The sequence below is a fragment of the Acinetobacter sp. T63 genome (genome assembly GCF_053852345.1).
Map to the genome: position 1 here is coordinate 772,533 of NZ_CM132659.1, position 19,144 is coordinate 791,676.

At 47.2% G+C, this 19,144-nt stretch carries 20 protein-coding genes, 6 tRNA genes and 1 other RNA gene; 10 read left to right on the forward strand and 17 right to left on the reverse strand.

Annotated features, from left to right (window positions below):
• Positions 1 to 26: 26 nt before the first annotated feature.
• Positions 27 to 644 (forward strand): LysE family translocator, encoded by a 618-nt coding sequence (locus ACVLR6_RS03700; protein WP_180056934.1) that lies wholly within the window; start codon positions 27 to 29, stop codon positions 642 to 644.
• Between the two features lie 76 nt (positions 645 to 720).
• Here ACVLR6_RS03700 and panD read toward each other — a convergent pair whose 3' ends face one another.
• The 11 genes from panD to ACVLR6_RS03755 all read right to left on the reverse strand — a co-directional run bounded on the left by panD (position 721) and on the right by ACVLR6_RS03755 (position 6,802).
• On the reverse strand, positions 721 to 1,101 hold the full coding sequence (gene panD / locus ACVLR6_RS03705) for an aspartate 1-decarboxylase (protein ID WP_005176160.1): 381 nt from the start codon (positions 1,099 to 1,101) through the stop codon (positions 721 to 723).
• A 134-nt stretch (positions 1,102 to 1,235) separates the two neighbouring features.
• Positions 1,236 to 1,820: an aminoacyl-tRNA hydrolase gene (gene pth / locus ACVLR6_RS03710; protein WP_016659905.1), complete on the reverse strand. Its 585-nt coding sequence runs from the start codon at positions 1,818 to 1,820 to the stop codon at positions 1,236 to 1,238.
• A gap of 19 nt (positions 1,821 to 1,839) precedes the next feature.
• A complete protein-coding gene (gene rplY, locus ACVLR6_RS03715) occupies positions 1,840 to 2,136 on the reverse strand; it encodes a 50S ribosomal protein L25 (RefSeq protein WP_005176167.1) in 297 nt (98 codons plus the stop codon).
• Positions 2,137 to 2,235: 99 nt separating this feature from the next.
• Complete coding sequence (locus ACVLR6_RS03720; RefSeq protein WP_005176171.1) at positions 2,236 to 3,189, reverse strand: ribose-phosphate pyrophosphokinase; 954 nt, start codon at positions 3,187 to 3,189, stop codon at positions 2,236 to 2,238.
• A gap of 36 nt (positions 3,190 to 3,225) precedes the next feature.
• Positions 3,226 to 3,300: transfer RNA gene (locus tag ACVLR6_RS03725), tRNA-Gln, on the reverse strand.
• 91 nt (positions 3,301 to 3,391) lie between these two features.
• Positions 3,392 to 3,466 (reverse strand) — tRNA-Gln (locus ACVLR6_RS03730).
• Positions 3,467 to 3,485: 19 nt separating this feature from the next.
• Positions 3,486 to 3,560: transfer RNA gene (locus tag ACVLR6_RS03735), tRNA-Gln, on the reverse strand.
• A 29-nt stretch (positions 3,561 to 3,589) separates the two neighbouring features.
• Positions 3,590 to 3,664, reverse strand: a tRNA-Gln gene (locus ACVLR6_RS03740).
• Entirely contained in the window at positions 3,663 to 4,493 is an 831-nt protein-coding gene (gene ispE, locus ACVLR6_RS03745) for a 4-(cytidine 5'-diphospho)-2-C-methyl-D-erythritol kinase (RefSeq protein ID WP_005176175.1), read from the reverse strand. Before ispE ends, ACVLR6_RS03740 begins: the two co-directional genes overlap by 2 nt.
• Positions 4,494 to 4,505: 12 nt before the next feature.
• Positions 4,506 to 5,084 carry a lipoprotein insertase outer membrane protein LolB gene (gene lolB, locus ACVLR6_RS03750; RefSeq protein ID WP_168397300.1) on the reverse strand — a complete coding sequence of 193 codons (579 nt, stop codon included), beginning with the start codon at positions 5,082 to 5,084 and terminating at the stop codon, positions 4,506 to 4,508.
• Between the two features lie 5 nt (positions 5,085 to 5,089).
• Positions 5,090 to 6,802 carry a tetratricopeptide repeat protein gene (locus tag ACVLR6_RS03755; RefSeq protein WP_035363052.1) on the reverse strand — a complete coding sequence of 571 codons (1,713 nt, stop codon included), beginning with the start codon at positions 6,800 to 6,802 and terminating at the stop codon, positions 5,090 to 5,092.
• A 78-nt stretch (positions 6,803 to 6,880) separates the two neighbouring features.
• Here ACVLR6_RS03755 and hemA point away from each other — a divergent pair, with 78 nt between their 5' ends.
• Entirely contained in the window at positions 6,881 to 8,164 is a 1,284-nt protein-coding gene (hemA, locus tag ACVLR6_RS03760; RefSeq protein WP_016659909.1) for a glutamyl-tRNA reductase, read from the forward strand.
• Between the two features lie 36 nt (positions 8,165 to 8,200).
• Here hemA and ACVLR6_RS03765 read toward each other — a convergent pair whose 3' ends face one another.
• The gene (locus tag ACVLR6_RS03765) at positions 8,201 to 10,099 is read right to left on the reverse strand and encodes a DNA primase (RefSeq protein ID WP_163146057.1); all 1,899 of its coding nucleotides are present in this window, start codon (positions 10,097 to 10,099) and stop codon (positions 8,201 to 8,203) included.
• A 460-nt stretch (positions 10,100 to 10,559) separates the two neighbouring features.
• Positions 10,560 to 11,543, reverse strand: coding sequence for an outer membrane protein assembly factor BamD (locus ACVLR6_RS03770; protein WP_104488034.1), 984 nt, complete (start codon positions 11,541 to 11,543; stop codon positions 10,560 to 10,562).
• Between the two features lie 71 nt (positions 11,544 to 11,614).
• On the opposite strand from ACVLR6_RS03770, the gene rluD reads away from it, so the two are divergent.
• The 3 genes from rluD (at position 11,615) to ACVLR6_RS03785 (ending at position 14,078) form a co-directional block, all read left to right on the forward strand.
• The gene (rluD, locus tag ACVLR6_RS03775; protein ID WP_104470400.1) at positions 11,615 to 12,667 is read left to right on the forward strand and encodes a 23S rRNA pseudouridine(1911/1915/1917) synthase RluD; all 1,053 of its coding nucleotides are present in this window, start codon (positions 11,615 to 11,617) and stop codon (positions 12,665 to 12,667) included.
• Between the two features lie 64 nt (positions 12,668 to 12,731).
• Positions 12,732 to 13,481: a peptidoglycan editing factor PgeF gene (pgeF, locus tag ACVLR6_RS03780; protein WP_005176194.1), complete on the forward strand. Its 750-nt coding sequence runs from the start codon at positions 12,732 to 12,734 to the stop codon at positions 13,479 to 13,481.
• Between the two features lie 33 nt (positions 13,482 to 13,514).
• The gene (locus ACVLR6_RS03785) at positions 13,515 to 14,078 is read left to right on the forward strand and encodes a flavodoxin family protein (protein WP_104500249.1); all 564 of its coding nucleotides are present in this window, start codon (positions 13,515 to 13,517) and stop codon (positions 14,076 to 14,078) included.
• Positions 14,079 to 14,158: 80 nt separating this feature from the next.
• On the opposite strand, the gene smpB is transcribed toward ACVLR6_RS03785, so the two are convergent.
• The gene (gene smpB, locus ACVLR6_RS03790; protein WP_005176206.1) at positions 14,159 to 14,635 is read right to left on the reverse strand and encodes an SsrA-binding protein SmpB; all 477 of its coding nucleotides are present in this window, start codon (positions 14,633 to 14,635) and stop codon (positions 14,159 to 14,161) included.
• A 181-nt stretch (positions 14,636 to 14,816) separates the two neighbouring features.
• On the opposite strand from smpB, the gene coaD reads away from it, so the two are divergent.
• The 4 genes from coaD to ACVLR6_RS03810 all read left to right on the forward strand — a co-directional run bounded on the left by coaD (position 14,817) and on the right by ACVLR6_RS03810 (position 16,129).
• A complete protein-coding gene (gene coaD / locus ACVLR6_RS03795) occupies positions 14,817 to 15,308 on the forward strand; it encodes a pantetheine-phosphate adenylyltransferase (protein ID WP_005176208.1) in 492 nt (163 codons plus the stop codon).
• Between the two features lies 1 nt (position 15,309).
• Positions 15,310 to 15,573 (forward strand): YfhL family 4Fe-4S dicluster ferredoxin, encoded by a 264-nt coding sequence (locus ACVLR6_RS03800; RefSeq protein ID WP_034597403.1) that lies wholly within the window; start codon positions 15,310 to 15,312, stop codon positions 15,571 to 15,573.
• 27 nt (positions 15,574 to 15,600) lie between these two features.
• An RNA gene (gene rnpB / locus ACVLR6_RS03805) (RNase P RNA component class A) lies at positions 15,601 to 15,979 on the forward strand.
• A 73-nt stretch (positions 15,980 to 16,052) separates the two neighbouring features.
• Positions 16,053 to 16,129, forward strand: a tRNA-Met gene (locus tag ACVLR6_RS03810).
• A 41-nt stretch (positions 16,130 to 16,170) separates the two neighbouring features.
• Here ACVLR6_RS03810 and ACVLR6_RS03815 read toward each other — a convergent pair.
• Entirely contained in the window at positions 16,171 to 16,584 is a 414-nt protein-coding gene (locus tag ACVLR6_RS03815) for a hypothetical protein (protein ID WP_228148563.1), read from the reverse strand.
• A gap of 186 nt (positions 16,585 to 16,770) precedes the next feature.
• Between ACVLR6_RS03815 and ACVLR6_RS03820 the strand changes: the two genes are divergently transcribed.
• Positions 16,771 to 16,847: transfer RNA gene (locus ACVLR6_RS03820), tRNA-Met, on the forward strand.
• Positions 16,848 to 16,963: 116 nt separating this feature from the next.
• On the opposite strand, the gene ACVLR6_RS03825 is transcribed toward ACVLR6_RS03820, so the two are convergent.
• Together ACVLR6_RS03825 and ACVLR6_RS03830 are read right to left on the reverse strand one after the other, a co-directional pair.
• Positions 16,964 to 17,236: a hypothetical protein gene (locus ACVLR6_RS03825; RefSeq protein ID WP_016659913.1), complete on the reverse strand. Its 273-nt coding sequence runs from the start codon at positions 17,234 to 17,236 to the stop codon at positions 16,964 to 16,966.
• Positions 17,237 to 17,489: 253 nt separating this feature from the next.
• The gene (locus tag ACVLR6_RS03830) at positions 17,490 to 19,115 is read right to left on the reverse strand and encodes an NAD+ synthase (protein WP_005176221.1); all 1,626 of its coding nucleotides are present in this window, start codon (positions 19,113 to 19,115) and stop codon (positions 17,490 to 17,492) included.
• Between the last annotated feature and the right edge of the window lie 29 nt (positions 19,116 to 19,144).

A 19,144-nucleotide genomic window follows, 5' to 3' on the forward strand; every position in this document is an offset into this window, starting at 1 on the left:
AGAGTAGCGCAGGAGTACCACAGATGATCAATATGGCTGAATATCTGTTGTACTGTCTGGCGGTGGTGATCATGATTGCCACCCCAGGCCCGGTGATGATGCTGGTGATTGGTGCCGGACTCAAAGGTGGTTACCGGCGGGCGTTTCAGACCATTGTCGGGACTAATTTAGCTTCTTTGCTGTTAATTGCCTGCTCGGTGCTGATTTTAAAAGGCATCTTCAATATTCAGGCCTTCTGGCTGGATTTAATTAAGCTGCTAGGCTGTGTCTATATTGCCTATTTGGGGGTGGACATTCTCAAGGAAAGCCGGGCAGCGGCCGGACCGAAACAGGAGACGGCCAGCGCTGTAGGCGGATTTCGGCAGGGTTTTCTGGTCGGGATTTCCAATCCGAAAGATATTCTGTTTTTTAGTGCCTTTTTCCCGCAATTTATTCAGGTCACCGATCATTTTAATGATAGTCTAATCTTGCTGACCGCCAGCTGGATTGTACTGGATTTTCTGACTTTGTCTTTGTTGTATTTGGGTTTTTACCGTTTAACGCTGTCACGCGGTTATCGGCCGGTACTGGCGCTGTGTGGTGCTCTTTTAATTCTGATTGCGCTATATGGCCTGATTAGCACAGCAGGACAGTATCTGTTTTAAATGATCTATGAATATTGACGTCATAAAAAAGCCCGCAATTCAATATACGGGCTTTTTCGTAGGATGATCTTAGGTCTTAAGCGACTTGTACCGGAATACAGTTGGCGGTGTGGCTCACGGTGTTGTCCGGGTTGGCATATACCAGACGTGGTTTATGCGCATTGGCTTCTACTTCAGTGAAATCACCGAAAGTAGCAATAATGATAATATCGCCGACATCTGCCTGATGTGCTGCGCCACCATTGACTGAAATGATGCCTGAATTGTCTTCACCACGAATCGCATAAGTGGTAAAGCGTTTGCCGTTGGTCACGTTCCAGACGTGAATTTCTTCGTATTCGCGAATGCCAGCTAAATCCATAAGTTTGCCATCAATTGCACATGAACCTTCATAATGAAGTTCCGCATGTGTCACGAAAGCACGGTGAATTTTGCATTTTAATAAACGAGATAGCATGGCTAGCGTCTCCTTAGTGGACCTAAGATCTTTATCTTATGGTTGAATCAATCACTGCGACCGAATCAGCCGACGAGCGCATTTTGCGCCCAATTTTGCCAGATGGCAAGCAGGATTGTTCAACAATTATTAGGTTATTCGTTGGGTTTATAGGCATTGATCTGGTTCATGGCTTGCTGAATCTCGCCATTGACCAGTAATTTCATGCGAGACAGCGCGTGGCTGAGAGCATCATCCATCAAGCCTTGTTCCTGGCTTGGGGCTTTGCTGAGCACATGACCGGAAACACGTTCTTTAGACCCCGGATGACCAATACCAATGCGTAAACGGTGGAAATTTGGACCGGTGTGCGGAACGATGTCACGTAAACCATTATGACCACCATGACCGCCGCCAGTTTTCAGGCGAATAATCCCCGGATTCATATCCAGTTCATCATGGGCAATCAGCATGGCTTCAGGTGCGATTTGATAGAATTTGGCGAAGGGCACAACACTTTGACCGGAACGGTTCATAAAGGTTGTTGGTAATAGCAGACGAACGTCCTGACCTTCAATATTACCGCGACCGCTGATGCCTTTGAATTTCGGATCAGCTTTTAAAGAGATGCCATATTGATCTGCAAGGCGTTCAACAAACCAGAAGCCTGCATTATGGCGGGTTTGGGCATACTCAGCACCTGGGTTGCCCAAACCAACAATCAGTGAAATATTTGACACTAATTTACACCATTAACACTTATGCGCGTTTGAAGTCAGCGTGCATTGGTGTGTTTTTAGCAGGGTGACGTTGTAACGCTTGGATTTTCACGTTTTCAACTTTGTCGCCTACTTTGATTTCTACAACTTCTTCAAAGAAAGCATTGCTTTCTAAAGCTTTTACAAGCTCACGAAGTTCTAAAGTTACTGCTACTGGCTCAGCGTCGCCACCATAAATGATAGCTGGAACTTGAGCAGCGTGACGAAGGCGGCGGCTCGCACCTTTCCCTTGGTTAGCTGCTTCACGCGCTTGAGCGTTTAATACGAAGTTTGCCATGATAGACATCCTATTTCAGGTTAAATAAACCAGACCTGCGACCGATCTGGTGATAGAAAGCCCTGCATAAAGCAGGGCTTTTGAAAATTTAGCGCACTATTATAGATAAGAATCGAACATTGCGCTAATAGATTCTTCGTTGTTAATACGACGAATTGTTTCAGCAACCATGCTTGCGACTGAAACCTGACGAATCTTGCCAAGGTTTTGAGCTTCTTCTGATAATGGAATGGTGTCAGTAACAACCAGTTCATCAATCACAGAATTCTTTAAGTTCTCAATCGCTTTACCAGACAGCACCGGGTGAGTAGCATAAGCAACCACTTTACGCGCACCAAAAGTTTTGAGTGCATCTGCTGCTTTACACAGGGTACCTGCGGTATCGACCATGTCATCCACGATGACGCAGTCACGATCTTTCACATCACCAATCAAATGCATCACTTGTGATTCATTGGCTTTTTGACGACGTTTATCAATGATCGCAAGGTCGATATCCCCCATTTGCTTGGCAACAGCACGGGCACGTACGACACCACCCACGTCAGGTGAAACCACCATCAGGTTGTCGTGTGACTGCTGGCGTAAGTCAGCAAGCAGCGCTGGCGTACCGTAAATGTTGTCTACAGGAATATCGAAGAAACCTTGAATCTGGTCAGCGTGCAGGTCAATCATCACCACGCGGTCAATACCGACAGTGGTCAACATATCTGCAACCACTTTTGCAGTAATTGGCACACGGCTTGAACGAGGACGACGATCTTGACGGGCATAACCGAAATAAGGAATCACGGCAGTGATACGGCCAGCACTTGCACGACGCAATGCATCTGCCATCACCAGGATTTCCATCAGGTTATCATTGGTTGGGGCACAAGTAGGCTGAACGATGAAAACGTCTTTACCACGTACATTCTCGGTAATTTCTACAGCAATTTCACCGTCAGAAAATTGACCGACTGAGGCAGCACCTAAAGGAATGTGAAGATGGCTTACGACTTTTTGGGCGAATTGTGGATGCGCAGTTCCACTAAAAACGACAAGATTGGGCATGAAGCACCCTTGGCGGTTGGAATGTATGGAAATAGATGGCAGGGGTAGCTGGATTCGAACCAACGAATGGCGGGATCAAAACCCGCTGCCTTACCACTTGGCGATACCCCTAATGCGGCAGAACTTTAATATTTTTGCTGGTCGATGTCAAGGTAAATTAACAGCAGAACAGCAAACCAATGCTCTGTCTTTTTCGAGAAAATGGCAGGGGTAGCTGGATTCGAACCAACGAATGGCGGGATCAAAACCCGCTGCCTTACCACTTGGCGATACCCCTAAATTTGATGACTGTAAGATGGCAGGGGTAGCTGGATTCGAACCAACGGATGGCGGGATCAAAACCCGCTGCCTTACCACTTGGCGATACCCCTACTAATACAGTACATCTACAGGTGAAAAATGGCAGGGGTAGCTGGATTCGAACCAACGGATGGCGGGATCAAAACCCGCTGCCTTACCACTTGGCGATACCCCTATTCAACTTTGAAATGAATTAATGGTGATTCGGCTAAACTGTGGACCAGGTAAGCTTTACATGGTGCCTGAGCCAGAATCTCATCAATCTTCATTTCTGAAGTCACTTCAATAAAAACACAGGCACCTGTACCTGTAAGCTTGGCAACTCCGAACTGATCCAGATATTGCATGGCTTCATCGACTTCAGGATATAAGGCTCTGGCCAGTGGCTCAAAGTTGTTTCCGAAATCAGATGGCTTCAACTGATAGGCGCAAAATTTAGATGGCTTCGTATCTCTTGTCAACGTTTTTTGTGAAAAAAGCAGTTGAGTGCTGATAAAACAGTCAGGTTTTAGCACTATGTACTGTTTTTGTTCTAAGTCTATGAATGTTAAGTGTTCACCAATACCTTCTGCCCAGGCATTGCGGCCATGGACAAAAATCGGCACATCGGCGCCCAGTTGCACCCCTAAATCGGCCAGCTGCTCAGAATTGAGTCCACATTGCCACAGTTGGTTCAGCACAATGAGGGTGGTGGCGGCATTGGATGAGCCACCACCAAGTCCGGCACCCATAGGAATCTGTTTGTCCAGCCGGATTTTTAAACCGGTCGGCGCTTGGGCAAAAGGTTTTAAGATCTGCGCCGCCCGATAAATCAGGTTCTGTTCCAGATCGACTGAATTTAAACCGTCGATCTGAATCTCGGCTGTATCCAATGGCTCAAATTCAAGCCAGTCGTAGAGATCGATCAGCTGGAAAATGCTTTGCAGTTCATGATAGCCATTTTCACGGCGGCCAGTAATATGCAAAAACAGGTTCAGTTTGGCAGGTGAGGGAACACGAATCATGACAGCACAAAATTAACGGTTTTGGATCACCATTGTAATACGGTTCTCCTGACCGGATTCAAATGTTTGCTTTAAAATTAAACGGTTTGGCAAACGCGCCTGTTCGTTATAGCTTAAATCAACGGTCCAGCCATCTTCTAGAAACTGGGTTGGACGACGCTGGCTATCGTAAGCGACTTTGGCTTGTGTAGTGGCCGGACGTGCCTGCACCCAGTCAATGATATGACTGATTGGCGCTTGCCAGCCGGTGGCCCGCTGCAGCAGTTCTTCGGCTGTTGCTGCCTGAATAGGGCCGGTTTTGGCGCTATTCAGTGTGACTTGTCCCGGCTGGCCGGAAATCTGTGTTTTACCGACGCCTAAAATGCCGCTTAGTTCAATATCAAACTGTTCCTGCTGTTGCAGCCAGTTAAAAAAGGCGCTGCCTGACTGCTGTGGTGTGCGTACCCCGATTTTTCCTTGCAGATGAAACTGATTTTCTGCCTCAACCATTGGGCTTGCGGGTGTTTGCGGTTGGGTGAACTGCTGACAACCACCCAGCACCAGGGTGCTGACCGTGACAAGACTAAGACTGAGTTTGGAAATAAGTTGCATGCGTATTAACTCTGAGGGCTGTGTTGCGGTAACAATAACGAATGAAGCTGTTCTAATTGCGGATCATTTGGATATTTTTGTTGGAGTTGTTGTAAAACTTGACTAAATTTTGTCAAATTGCCCTGCATATACAGCGCCTTGGCATAACGGACCCCAATTTTGACTGTTGCACTTAAGGCAAAAGCCTTTTCCAGCACCTGGGCAGAGGTGTCAAAATCATTTTGCAGATAGCTGATCAGGCCTAAAGTATCCAGAATTGAGGCCTGTTCCGGAGCAAATTCCAGCGCCTGTTCCACATACTGGCGTGCTTCATCCAGCCGGCGGTTTTGCAGCGCCAGGGTATAGGCATAGGCATTTAAATAAGTCGGACTGTTCGGCTCGACCTGTAACAGCTTTTTCAGTAAACGATCCAGTTTGTCTTTGTCCTGATAAGGGTCTAGCAGCAACACTTCTGAATACAGCAGTTCCGGATCATCGGGTAAATTGCGGATGGCTTCATCCAGCAGTCTTAAGGCGGCAGTCTTGTTGTTCATGCGCTTTAGAATTTCCGCCTGAGCCTGATATAAAAAACTGGCATGCTGTGGATAATTGACCCGTTCCTGGGTTAAAAAGCGTAAGGCTTCATGCTGGCGGCTTTGCTGGCTATAAATATTGATCATGCTGCGCCGCGAAACGGTATACAGGCTGCCATCGACCAGACGGTAATAGGCTTTGGCGGTTTCAAAATGCTGTTTACGCTCGGCATTGACCGCCAGATAGTAATAGGCTTCATTTTGATACTGGTTGGAATAACGCAACTCGACCAGATATTTCTCGGCCTTTTCATACTGCTTCAAGTCAATACTGGTCAGACCAGCCAGAAACAGGGCTTCATCTTCCTTTGGCCATTTTTCCAGCATCGCTTCCAGTTTGGTCAGGGCCAATTCCGGCTGATTGGTTTTTAACAGATATTTGGCTTCAGCCAGACGTACTTCCAGATTGTTTTTATGTTTGCGGCTGGATTTGGCATACCATTCCTGGGCAGCTTTCGAGTCTTGCAGCGCACTTAGCAGGCTGGCTTTGAGCAGGATATAACCGGTCACTTTCGGACGTTTGCGTAGCACCCGGTTGACTGTTTCCAGCGCTTCTTCTAACTGGCCATTCTGGGCTTTTAAACCGGCAATCAGAATCAGAATTGAGGGATTATCTTTTTCTTTGCTGGTGCGTAGTGCCTGAATCAGAAACTCACGATCTTCTGGCGACTCCGGGGCAATACCGGCCAGAATCTGTTCTAAATCGGCAGTGGCATCAATGGCCAGAATCTTGTCCAGGGTTTCAGCGGCCAGGTCATATTCATGCGCTTTCAGAGCAATATGCGCCAGATAAAACAGGGCTGGAACATCTTCCGGTTCCTGAATCACCCAGTGGGTGGCAATGTCCAAAGCTGCATTTAAGTCATTGTGTTCCAGTGCAATATTCAGTGCGCGCTGTTTAATACTGGTTGAATTACTTTTAATTGCCAGTACAGTATAGTTATGTAAGGCGGTGGCCACGTCATTTGAGGCGAGGGCAAATTCCGCCACCATGCTTTGTTTTATGGCATTCAGATTTGTAGGTGCATGGAAAAAATCTCCAGATGCTCTAATATGAGCACTAGAAGCCATGCTACCCACGAGTAAGATTGTGGTAGAATATTGCTTAATTGTCGCGCCGCTAAGCCGGCTGGTTGTTTGACGCAATTTTTCTTGATCCAAGTAATGCTTTTTATGACACCGTTATTGCACAATAGCATAAATTTAGCGAAATGATGATCTGATATGTCTTTCTTTGCATTGGGTGTCAACCATCAAACCGCCTCTGTAGAATTGCGTGAGCAAATTGCTTTTAACCCTGAAAAGTTAACTCAATTACTTGCCGAACAAAGCCAGAGCCACCTGTTAAATGACATGGTGGTGGTTTCTACATGTAACCGAACTGAAGTGTACGCCATGTCTGACCATGCAGACACGGTGCTGGGCTGGCTCGCCCAGGTAAATGGTCTGGATGTCAAACAACTACAAAATCACGTTTATCGCTATGAAAATGCGCAGGCTGTCACCCACTTAATGCGCGTTGCCAGCGGCCTCGATTCCCTAATGCTCGGTGAACCGCAAATTCTGGGGCAGGTCAAATCGGCCTTATCTTTGGCCAAAGATGCCCACACGGTTTCGCAAGATTTAAACCATATTTTTGAATACGCCTTTTATGCGGCCAAACGGGTGCGTTCTGAAACGGCAGTCGGCAGTCATGCGGTGTCCATGGGCTATGCAGTAGCACAGTTGGCGCTACAGGTGTTTAGCCATCCGGACAAGCTGACCGTGCTGGTGGTGGCGGCAGGTGAAATGAACAGTCTGGTGGCCAAGCATCTGGCGGAAATGGGCGTGGCCAAGGTCATGATCTGCAACCGCACCCGTGCCCGTGCTGAAAATCTGGCCCAGGAAATTGCCCATCGGGTAGAGGTTGAAATTATTGAATTTGAACAGCTGGCAGAACATTTGCATCGCGCCGATGTGATTTCCAGCTGTACCGGCAGCCTGCATCAGGTGATTGGCTATAAAGAAGTCAAAGCCGCGCTGAAAAAGCGTCGTTACCAGCAGATGTTGCTGGTCGATCTGGCTGTCCCGCGTGATATCGACCCGAAAGTCGAATCACTAGATGGTGTGTATTTATACGGTGTCGATGACCTGCAAAGCGTGATTGATGAGAATCTGGCACAGCGTCGTCAGGCCGCGGTAGAAGCCGAGGTGATGGTGAATCAGTTGGCGACCGAACTGGTAACCCAGCAAAAGGTCAAAAGTGCCGGCAGTACCATTCAGGCTTATCGTGAGCAGGGTGAAACGTTACGTCAGGAAGAACTGCAACTGGCGATGGCGCGAATTGCCAAAGGTGAAAATGCGGCACAGGTGTTACAGGAATTTTCTTACCGTTTGACCCAGAAATTGCTGCATCCCACCTCGATTGTGCTGCGTCAGGCGGCCAAAGCCGAAGATCCGGAATACTTTGAAATGCTGCAAAGCGAACTGCAGCAGGTCAGTGCCAAACGGCGTAAATCTAAACGCTAAGCCATTGTGATGGTTCAGCGTGGTGTTTAACGCCGCTTATTCTTCCAATAAGGTCAGGGAACGTTTTTTATCAATCTGATAAATCTGATGTTTCAGATTACGCATTTCTTCAATACTGCTAAATTTCTTCGAGCGGATTTTTTGCTGTAAGAAATGGTATTGCAGTTTAATGGAAAAATCTTCGGCCAGCTTGTCAGCTTTCTCCGGCGAAGTGGTGTAATCGCCGACATTGGCCTGCTGTAAAATGCGCTGTAATTCGTAGTGATAAGCCGCACAGGCGCCTAGCACATAGTATTTGGCCAGTTCTGGGTCATCCGGTAATTCATCAAAAATTCCGTTAAAGATTTGCAGGATTTTGGCCAGTAACTGATCGGCCGGAATCAGTGCGCGTAACGGTTCAAAATGAATATATAAATACGGATGGTTGATCAGAATCGCCACCACATATTCTTCGGCATCAACCTTGGTGCTAAAGCTGAGTGAGGCATCATTATTGGTATGTGGCTGCCATTTGCGGTTAAAGCCGAGCTTCTCGCGGAAAAACTGTTGCAGCAGATAACGGTAAGAGCCGGTTTTCGGTAACAGTTCGGTCAGCTGTTTTAACTCACCCATCACCTGACTTTTGCCTTCGGGCTTGCTGATATCATGGTTTTGACTTAAATGCGCAAACACAAAATCAGACAGTAGCGGTGCCTGATCGAGCAGGCGGCGGAAATTTTCAATACCTTCACGGCGGATCAGCGAGTCTGGGTCATGATCATCCGGCAGTACAAAAAACTTCAGTTCACGGCCATCATTCAGCAGGGGCAGGGCAATTTCCAGCGTACGTCGCGCTGCTTTCTGACCTGCGGCATCACCATCAAAGGCAATGGTAATGCGCGAGTTCTGCTTAAACAGAATATTCAGGTGTTCGGTATTACTGGCAGTCCCCAGCGTTGCCACGGCGCCATAAATGCCATATTGCTGCAGCGCAATCACATCCATATAGCCTTCCACCATCAGCCAGTCCTGGGCTTTCTGTTTGCGGCCTTCGTATAGGCCATATAACAGCTGGTTTTTGTGGAAGACTTCCGAATCGGGCGAGTTGATATATTTCGGCTTGATCTCGTCATTGAGCGCACGGCCACCAAAACCGACCACACGCCCTTTGTGATCGCGGATCGGGAAAATCACCCGGTCCCGCAGCAGGTCAAAATCACGGCCGGAATCGCTGGTACGAATCAGCCCCAGCAGTTTTAAACCTTCAATATCTTGCGGAAAGGCTTTTTCCAGATGCTGCCAGTCTTCCGGTGCATAGCCCAAACGCCAGAACTGGATGGTCTGTGCGCTTAAACCGCGCTGGCGAAAATATTGCTGTGCCGACTGGCTGTGCGGTAACTGCTGTTCATAAAACTGCGCCACATTTTCCAGCAGATCAAACAGGTTGCCTTCCTGGATCGGCTCCTGATCAAAATCCGGATATTGTTCAAAACCGGCAAAGGGATCATCTGCTGGCTGGAACTGCTCAAAAGGATCAAAATGTACAGCAGGGACTTGATCAGTTTCGGTCGGTGTGGGTGTTACTGGCGCGGGTGCAGTTTTGGCCGGTGGCGCCGGTTTTTTGGCCTCGCGTTTATAGACCAGTTTTTTGCTGTCCTGATTGTCTTTTGGCAGTTCGATACCGGTCTGACTGGCCAGATCTTTCATGACATCGACAAAGTTACGGCTGTCGATATCCATTAAAAAGCGAATTGCATTGCCGTTGGCCTGACAGCCAAAGCAGTGATAATACTGTTTGTCGCGATAAACGTGGAAAGACGGGGTTTTTTCCTGATGAAATGGACAACAGCCCGAATAGGTCCGCCCGGTTTTTTTCAGTTTCACGCGCTGACCAATCAGATCGACAATGTCGGTCCGATCCAGAATCTGATCAATCGTGTGTTGAGGAATAGCCATACTGTTTTTATCGGGTCGGTTAAGCGGTAGGTCGAACAGATCGACAGGGTATAGAGATTACAGTGTATTGTTTCCTTTCTATCCGGTTTTGCGTGTTCAGGCAAGTGGCCAAGATAAAAGGGCAAGTATAGTAACGTATGCTTTATATTTTGCAAAATTGAAAAACAGGTTAAAAGCTCTATCCTTACTCGCTATTTTTCAAAGCTGTACTTATGTTAGGACAATAAAAGGAAGAGACAAATTTTATTTTAAGTGTGTCGGGCCTCTATTTCCCTTCGGCCTGTTAAGGGCTTTGTATGGAGAATTTCCTACTTTGGAAAGACCCAAAGTAGGCAAAAGTCTTTGTTCCCCATACACAACATCCTTGTTGTGATGGGGAACGTGTGGCATCCCTGCCACATCCGCGTATCCAATGGAATGTTTAAATCAAATTTAAGACAGTCATGGATGTTAATTATGTTTACTCGGCCGCTTCACTGTTTTCCTGTTTTTCAGGACGGTCCAGCAAACCAAAACTTAAACGGTTGGTCCAGCTACGTGGTTCTTCCTGCTGGTTGGCCAGTTTTTGCTGCTGTTCGGTGGTGGCCTGTGCTTCACGACCAAAAATACCTAAAGTCGCATGGTTCAACCAGCTACCTTCATTCCGTGCAGCACGCAGGTTTACAGAGCCATCGGCTTTAACCAGATTTGGATAGTTCAGTTTTAACAGGTCAATATACTGTTGTGCAGTGGCACGGTCACCCAGTTGGGTATAACCATAGGCTGCGGTGGCAATTGCTTCCGGAATCTGTGGGGTTTGCGGATAATGTTCGATTACCCAGAGTGAACGTTCCACCGCGGCGACCCAGGCCTTACGTTTAATATTAAAACGTGCCGCATTCATTTCCGCTTCTGCCAGCTCTTGCCCGATAAACTGCATACGTTGTGCAGCATCCACAGCATAGGTGCTTGATGGATAACGGCGAATGAAATCGACAAAGTTCTGATAAGCCACTTTTAAATAGCTGACATCACGATGCGCCTGTTTTAACGAGGTATAACGGATTAAACCATCATAGTTCTGTTCCATATTGGCCACGCCGCGCACATAGTAGGCATAGTCAGCATTTGGATGCTGCGGGTTCATCCGGATAAAACGGTCGGCCAGTGCGACTGCACCTTCATAATCTTTTTGCTGGAATTTTGCATACAGCAGCTCAAGTTGTGCCTGCTGGGCATATTCACCGGTAGGATAATAGGTTTCTAATGCTTCAAGATGCTGGATAGCATCGGTATATTGCCCGCGTTCCAGTGCTCGTTCTGCTTTTTGAATATAAACTTGTTCGCTAGATTGCGGACCTGTATCGACCACTTCTTTTTTTGGATTACTGCTACAGCCCACGATTGCAGATGCAACGCCAAGTGAAAGAGCTAGCATGGTAATTTTATAACGTGGTAGCGACATAAAAATTCCTCTGTTATTACGGGCAATGAGCTACAATTGCGCTATTAAACCACTTTTGTCTGAATGATCAAATGTCTCAAGCACAATCTTCCAATTCCAACATCCCTGAAACTGACTTCAATTTACTTGATGATTCTGAGGATGCAGATAATCATACTTCAGACCCAACTGCAACACGTTTATCGTTGCAATTTCAACTGGATGAAAGCTATCTGGGGCAACGTATCGATCAGGTTGCAGCCCTCATCTGGAGTGATTTTTCACGTGAAAAACTGAAGCAGTGGCTAAAAGATGGCCATTTGTTGGTGAATGGTAACACTGTCAAACCAAAGTACAAGTGCGAAGGCAATGAACTGTTAAGTTTAAATGTTGAACTTGAAGCACAGACCAACAGTCAGCCTGAAAACATCCCTTTAGATATTGTCTATGAAGATGATGATATTTTAGTGATTAATAAACCGGTTGGCATGGTGGTGCATCCTGGTGCGGGCAATATTACCGGCACACTGGTCAATGCCTTGCTGTTCCATTATCCAAAATCGGCAGAATTGTCACGTGCCGGGCTGGTACATCGTATTGATAAAGACACCAGCGGTTTGCTGGTGGTGGCGAAAAATCTGGAGGCACAGTTTGACCTGAGCAAGCAGCTGGCCAACAAGTCGGTGTACCGGATTTATGACGTGGTGGTATATGGCAATATCATTGCCGGCGGCACCATTGATGAACCGATCAAGCGCCATCCGGTCGACCGTGTCAAAATGACAGTGCTTCCGGGCGGCAAAGACGCCGTGACCCACTATAACGTGAAAGAGCGTTTCCAGCATTTCACCCGGGTTCAGGCGCGTCTGGAAACCGGCCGTACCCATCAGATCCGGGTTCATTTTAGCTATATCGGTCATGGTCTGATTGGCGATCCGGTGTATATGCCACGTGTGCGTGTGCCGGCTGGAGCCTCCGAGCTGCTCAATGAAACCTTGCGCGGTTTTAAACGTCAGGCACTGCACGCGGCCAAACTGGGGCTGGTGCATCCACGTACCAAACAGGACATGATGTTTGAAGCGCCGTGGCCGGAAGATTTCAGCCAGCTGGTGGATGTGTTGCGTAGCGAAAACGCTGCCTATTAAACCGTTCTGCGGCGTTGAGAAAGTATGATCTCAACGCCGCTTTTAAGTGAACACAGGAGCTGAGATGCAATTTATTCAGGGATTACCGGCACAGGTTTATGTGGCGCAAACGCGGATTCAGCATCAGCAGGCCTTGCCAGCGCAAGTACCGGAACTGGCCGGTTTTAACCTGGCCTTGCATGTGCAGGATGCAGCGGAACGGGTGCAGCAGCATCGTATGCTGTTACTGGAACAGCTGGCCGAATACGGTGTTAATACAATCAGCTGGATGAACCAGACCCACAGCACCTTGTGTCATGTGATAAATGATGAGCTGCATTTTAATGCACCGGAAGGCGATGGACTGGTCACGCAGCGCAAAGGCCATGCCTTAATGATGATGACCGCCGACTGCCTGCCCATTGTGCTGGGCAATCAGGATGGCACTGAAGTGGCCAATTTACATGCCGGCTGGAAAGGTCTGGCACAGGGTATTGTTGAAAATACCATTGCCGCCATGCAGCACCCACCGACCTGGGCCTGGTTAGGCGCGGCCATTAGCCAGCCGTGTTTTGAGGTAGGGGCCGAAGTAAAGCAGGTATTTTGTGAGAAATATCCCGCATTAAGCAGCGCCTTTCAGGCAGGGAAACAGGCCGGAAAATTCTATGCCGATTTATATGCGATTGCCCGCTATATCCTGACCGAGCAGGGGGTAACCACCATTTTAGGTGGTGATCAGTGTACCTATCGGCAGGCCGAGGAGTATTATTCTTATCGTCGTCAGGCCAAAACCGGACGCATGGCAACATTCGTTTTTATCGCTGATCAATGCTAAACTTGACTGAATTATTGGGTTTTTAAAGTTTCCATGTCTGTTACTGATCAAACATCTGTGTCGCAAGTAAAAGTCTGTGTTGTGTATCATAGTCCCTATGGCCATACCGCCAAGGTGGCACAGCATATTGTGCAGGGCGCCGAAAAAGCCGGAGCTGAAGTACATTTAATGGCAGTGAGCGAGGTCGATTGGGATGTGCTGGATCAGAGCGATATTCTGGTCATGGGCTGTCCGACCTATATGGGCAGTCTGACTTCGGCGCTGAAACAGTTTATGGAACAATCTTCAAAGCGCTGGCTGGCACGAAGCTGGCAGGGCAAAATTGCCGCAGGCTTTACCAATGGTGGTGGTTTAAGCGGTGACAAGCTGGCGGTGTTACAGCAGATCAATTTATTTGCCATGCAGCATGGCATGTTATGGTCGGGCTTGCCGTTTATGCCGACTGGCCGTAGCCCGCATGATATTAACCGGATGTCGAGCTTTCTGGGCCTAATGACCCAGTCTGACAATGCCAGCGTTGACGTTACCCCGCCAGAAGGTGACCTGGAAACAGCGGTGAAGTTTGGCGCTTATCTGGTGGGCTTAAAACAGAAATAAGTTTGCTTTCCAATGATGCAATAAAACATGCCTCCCATGTTGGAGGCATTTTTACATCAAGCACTTGTGTTCAAACGCGCTTATTTATGCATTAAACGGGCTTTATCACGCTGCCAGTCGCGGTCTTTTTCAGTGGCACGTTTATCATGCAGCTGTTTCCCTTTCACCAGGGCAATTTCCAGTTTGGCCAGTGGACCTTTCCAGTAACAGACCAGCGGCACACAGGAATAACCTTTCTGGTTCACCGCACCGAGCAGTTTGGCAATTTCTTTGCGGTTCAATAACAGCTTGCGGGTACGGGTCGCTTCAGGCACCACATGGGTCGAAGCCGACAGTAAAGGTTGAATTTGGGCGCCAAATAAGAAGGCTTCACCATTTTTAAAGGTGATATAGCTTTCGGTCAGGCTCATACGACCGGCACGCAAAGACTTGACTTCCCAGCCTTGCAGGGACAGTCCGGCTTCAAATTTTTCTTCAATAAAATAATCGTGGCGTGCACGTTTGTTCTGTGCAATCGTGCCACTGGTATTTTTTTTAACTACAGTTGCTTTCGCCATAATGAGTCACTTCCAACGTTAGGCCTATTGTGCCCCAAACACAGGCATGCTGACAATTCCAAAATCAGCGCTGAATTACAGCACTATCGCAGGATTTTTGTGAAATTGGCCGAGTTTATTCACCAATAAATCAAGTTTTTGCTAAAATATGGCTCTACAAAACCAACTAGAGTAAAAATGGATGTCTAAAACTCGCGTGATTTATCCGGGGACCTTTGATCCAATCACCAATGGTCATATCGATTTAGTAACACGGGCGGCCAGAATGTTTGATGAAGTGGTGGTCGCAATTGCCATTGGTCATCATAAAAATCCGGTGTTTACTCTAGATGAGCGGGTAGAACTGGCCAAAACCTCACTCAGCCATTTACCCAATGTGGAATTTGTCGGCTTTGATGGCCTGCTGGTGAATTTCTTCCGCGAACAGCAGGCCACGGCGGTACTGCGTGGTTTACGTGCAGTGTCTGACTTTGAATACGAGTTTCAGCTGGCCAATATGAACCGTCAGCTGGATACCAATTTTGAAGCGGTATTTTTAACGCCATCAGAGCAATATTCGTTTATTTCATCCACGCTGGTGCGTGAAATTGCGCGTTTAAAAGGAGATGTGACCAAGTTTGTACCGCAAACCGTGGTCGAAGCCTTTGAACGCAAACATCAACAAGGTTGGTAGCGTGTCTTTATATATTACCGATGAATGCATTAACTGCGATGTCTGTGAACCTGTGTGCCCGAATGAGGCTATTTTCATGGGCGAGCTGATTTATGAAATCAACCCGGCGCTGTGTACCGAATGTGTCGGGCATCATGATAAACCGCAGTGTCAGTTATTCTGTCCGGTGGACTGTATTCCGCATGATCCCCATCATGTCGAAACCCAGGAACAATTGCTGGAAAAGTATCAAAAACTGATTGATCAAAAAAGCACGAGCAATTAATGCATTTATTTGTTAAGATGCGCCCTCGAAGTGAACCAGACGATCGCTGCTGTGGAGGTCTCCGTGACTAAAGCAGGGGAGGAAAGTCCGGGCTTCATAGGGCAGGGTGCCAGGTAACGCCTGGGCGGCGTGAGCCGACGGAAAGTGCAGCAGAGAGTAGACCGCCTTCATTCAGGTTTCTTTTTCGGAAGAAATCGAAGGTAAGGGTGAAAGGGTGCGGTAAGAGCGCACCGCATGACTGGTAACAGTTCATGGCATGGTAAACCCCACCAGAAGCAAGACCAAATAGGAATCCTGAGGTACGGCCCGTACTGGATTCGGGTAGGTCGCTTGAGCGTATGAGTGATTGTACGCCTAGAGGAATGATCGTTCTCGACAGAACCCGGCTTATCGGTTCACTTCACCAAATTTTGTACAATTAGCCTGTAGAAGGGCTTGACGTTATAAACATTACAGCAGATAATGCGCGCACAGTTTACGGCTATGTAGCTCAGTTGGTTAGAGCACCGCACTCATAATGCGGGGGTCACAAGTTCAAGTCTCGTCATAGCCACCATTTTTAAAGATCACATCCTTATGTGATCTTTTTTTTTGTCTTTAAAATCTGTGCTCGCAGTTGAGCTGCTGCACATCCAGCTTCAGCGTCTGCTGTAGCTGTTGAATCTGTTGCCAGCGTTGCTGCTGGTCGGCATAGACAAAAATTTTCTCATCGACCTGATCCAGTTTGGACACAGCAATTTTTTGTGCAGCACAATAACGGCCTTCATAGCGTTCCTGTGCAAGCGCCTGTTGTGCTTCAGGACTTAGGCGATCTGCGGTTAAAATCTTCTGCTGGCCTTTGGCATACTCGACCAGAATGCGTTTTTGCGGAATGGTGAACCAGAGATGACCATTAATAAATTCTGCGACATCGCGGCGTACCCCGTTATAGTCCACCATGAGTGGGGCAACCAGCTGACAGCCCGATAATGTCGCAACTAGCAGACTACTGATCCATATTTTTAACTGCATTGTGTTCAAATGATTGATCCTGGAAAGTTTCATCATAGTCAGCGAAAGGGTTTGACCCAAGTAAAAAATTGCAAATCCGGTTAAAAATTAATAAAAACGTCATGTTTTGCTTAAACAGTGTTCATTTGAGTAGATAAATATCTTGACGATAAAGTCCGAACTTTAGATAATGCGCACACAGTTTACGGCTATGTAGCTCAGTTGGTTAGAGCACCGCACTCATAATGCGGGGGTCACAGGTTCAAGTCCCGTCATAGCCACCATTTTAAAAGACCAAGCTCTCAGCTTGGTCTCTTTTTTTGTCTGTTCAAAAAGTCCAAAAAAATGTTGTGCAAACTCTCCGCGCAATTTAGATACCAGCGATGAATAAAATGCTGGCTTAGGAATTCAGCTGTTGCTGTACCCAGCTTAAGAATTCCTGTTTATGCGCAAGGGCTGGCGCTTTAGAACCATCAATCACTTTAGGCTTGCCATTAAATATACCTTTAAACAGATAAGACTGCCCAGCTTCAAACTCGATACTGCCTGTATCATGGATTTCGGCGAAAAACGCGTTCAGGCGCTCATACTGGCTATAGCGATGAAAATGCGGACGTTCAGTTAAATAATGATAAATCTGTTCTAAAGTCTGCAGGGTATTTCTTAGTGTCATATGAAATCCATTGCATCCAATTTTAGCTCATGCATATCTTGAACATAGGGTTAAACATAGACCGTTGTCTATCTGTTTTTAGTCAACCTAGACGATTCATTGATATTGGTTTTTTTGAATGACGTAGAACTCAAAAATATAGGATCGGTTTAGATGGCAGGGGAAGATGCGTATTCTAAGTAGCCTCATTCCAGCAGACAATAAAAAACCCCAAGACTGGCTTGAGGTTTTTAGGATGGATCAGATCAGGGGCTTATAGGCCCGGTTTCCAGCCATTGACTAATGGATAACGGCGTTCACGGCTAAAAGAACGTGATGTAATGCGTGGACCAATTGCGCCCTGACGGCGTTTGTATTCATTGCGGTCAACCAGACGCACCACTTTTTCAACCACAGCCTGATCAAAGCCTTTGGCAATAATATCGTCCTGGCTCAGGTCTTCTTCAATATAGGCATACAGGATCGCATCTAGCACATCATACGGTGGCAAAGAGTCCTGATCTTTCTGGTCCGGGCTCAGTTCAGCTGATGGCGGACGGCTAATTACACGCTCCGGAATCACCGGCTGTTCGCTTATACTGTTCCGGTATTTGGCCAGTTCAAACACGATGGTTTTGTAGACATCTTTGAGAACTGCATAACCACCAACCATATCGCCATACAGGGTGCAGTAACCGACTGACAGTTCAGATTTGTTACCAGTCGACAGGACCAGGTTGCCAAATTTATTGGATAAGCCCATTAGCAACGTACCGCGGGCACGGGCCTGCAGGTTTTCTTCGGTGGTATCAACCGGGCTATTGCCAAAGAATGGATACAGGGTTTGCATAAAGCTGTTCACAATCGAGTGAATTTCGGCAATGCCAAAGGTCACACCCATGGTTTTGGCTTGCTGTGCAGCATCTTCTACACTAATTTGCGCGGTATAGGTATACGGCATCATCACCGCTTGTACTTTGTCTGCACCCAGGGCATCAACCGCAATGGCCAAGGTTAGTGCAGAGTCAATCCCGCCAGATAAACCCAGAATCACGCCTGGGAAACCTGAACGTTGTACATAGTCACGTGTTGCCAGCACCAGACCCTGATAAATTTCAGCCATGGTGTCGAGGGCTGCCGCCTGTTCGCCCGTTTTATAGCGCTGCTGTTCGGCTTCATACTCCACCACAAACAGGCCTTCCTGATAGGTTGGCGCACGTAAAGCCAGTTCACCGTCTTTGCTGATCAGGAAGCTGGTGCCATCAAAGATCAGATCATCCTGACCACCAACCTGATTGACATAGGCCAGGTTCAGATTCAGCTGTTTGGCCAGCGCAGTCATGGTATCAATACGGTGCTGTGGTTTACCAACTTCGTATGGCGATGAATTCAGCACCAGCACGGTTTCTACATTCAGCTGGGCCAGTTGCTGTACAGTGGCTAAAGACCAGACATCTTCACAAATCAGTACGCCAAATTTATGCCCCAAGTATTCAAAGACCAGATGTTGATGACCTTCGTTAAAATAACGTTTTTCATCAAACACGCCGTAGTTCGGTAAATTCTGCTTGTTATAAATACCCAGAATCTGGCCATCTTTCATTACCGCAGCCGAGTTATAACGCTGGCCATCTTCAGTTTCATTGACAAAACCAAATACCACGACGATGTCTTTAATCTGGCTGAGCTGTTCAAAGGCCTTTTGCGTGCGTTTTTTGAGGCTTGGGCGTAACAGCAAATCTTCTGCTGGATAACCAATCAGAGAAAGCTCTGGGAAAATGATCAGGTCAGCCTGTTGTTTTTTCGCTTCATTTGCTTGTTCAAGCATTTTTTGCGCATTTGCTTCGAGATTGCCAATGTATGGAGAGAACTGTGCAAGGGCAATTTTAAAAGATTTCATTAATTTACGTCCTATTCCTATAGGGTTTT

What these genes read in the sequence shown, in the direction of transcription:
- ACVLR6_RS03815 (WP_228148563.1), bottom strand. Translation starts at nt 16,584, where the DNA reads ATGCAGTTAAAAATATGGATCAGTAGTCTGCTAGTTGCGACATTATCG.
- lolB (WP_168397300.1), bottom strand. Translation starts at nt 5,084, where the DNA reads ATGCAACTTATTTCCAAACTCAGTCTTAGTCTTGTCACGGTCAGCACC.
- pgeF (WP_005176194.1), top strand. Translation starts at nt 12,732, where the DNA reads ATGCAATTTATTCAGGGATTACCGGCACAGGTTTATGTGGCGCAAACG.
- ACVLR6_RS03765 (WP_163146057.1), bottom strand. Translation starts at nt 10,099, where the DNA reads ATGGCTATTCCTCAACACACGATTGATCAGATTCTGGATCGGACCGAC.
- ACVLR6_RS03825 (WP_016659913.1), bottom strand. Translation starts at nt 17,236, where the DNA reads ATGACACTAAGAAATACCCTGCAGACTTTAGAACAGATTTATCATTAT.
- smpB (WP_005176206.1), bottom strand. Translation starts at nt 14,635, where the DNA reads ATGGCGAAAGCAACTGTAGTTAAAAAAAATACCAGTGGCACGATTGCA.
- hemA (WP_016659909.1), top strand. Translation starts at nt 6,881, where the DNA reads ATGTCTTTCTTTGCATTGGGTGTCAACCATCAAACCGCCTCTGTAGAA.
- ispE (WP_005176175.1), bottom strand. Translation starts at nt 4,493, where the DNA reads ATGATTCGTGTTCCCTCACCTGCCAAACTGAACCTGTTTTTGCATATT.
- panD (WP_005176160.1), bottom strand. Translation starts at nt 1,101, where the DNA reads ATGCTATCTCGTTTATTAAAATGCAAAATTCACCGTGCTTTCGTGACA.
- coaD (WP_005176208.1), top strand. Translation starts at nt 14,817, where the DNA reads ATGTCTAAAACTCGCGTGATTTATCCGGGGACCTTTGATCCAATCACC.
- ACVLR6_RS03770 (WP_104488034.1), bottom strand. Translation starts at nt 11,543, where the DNA reads ATGTCGCTACCACGTTATAAAATTACCATGCTAGCTCTTTCACTTGGC.
- rluD (WP_104470400.1), top strand. Translation starts at nt 11,615, where the DNA reads ATGTCTCAAGCACAATCTTCCAATTCCAACATCCCTGAAACTGACTTC.
- rplY (WP_005176167.1), bottom strand. Translation starts at nt 2,136, where the DNA reads ATGGCAAACTTCGTATTAAACGCTCAAGCGCGTGAAGCAGCTAACCAA.
- ACVLR6_RS03830 (WP_005176221.1), bottom strand. Translation starts at nt 19,115, where the DNA reads ATGAAATCTTTTAAAATTGCCCTTGCACAGTTCTCTCCATACATTGGC.
- ACVLR6_RS03720 (WP_005176171.1), bottom strand. Translation starts at nt 3,189, where the DNA reads ATGCCCAATCTTGTCGTTTTTAGTGGAACTGCGCATCCACAATTCGCC.
- ACVLR6_RS03785 (WP_104500249.1), top strand. Translation starts at nt 13,515, where the DNA reads ATGTCTGTTACTGATCAAACATCTGTGTCGCAAGTAAAAGTCTGTGTT.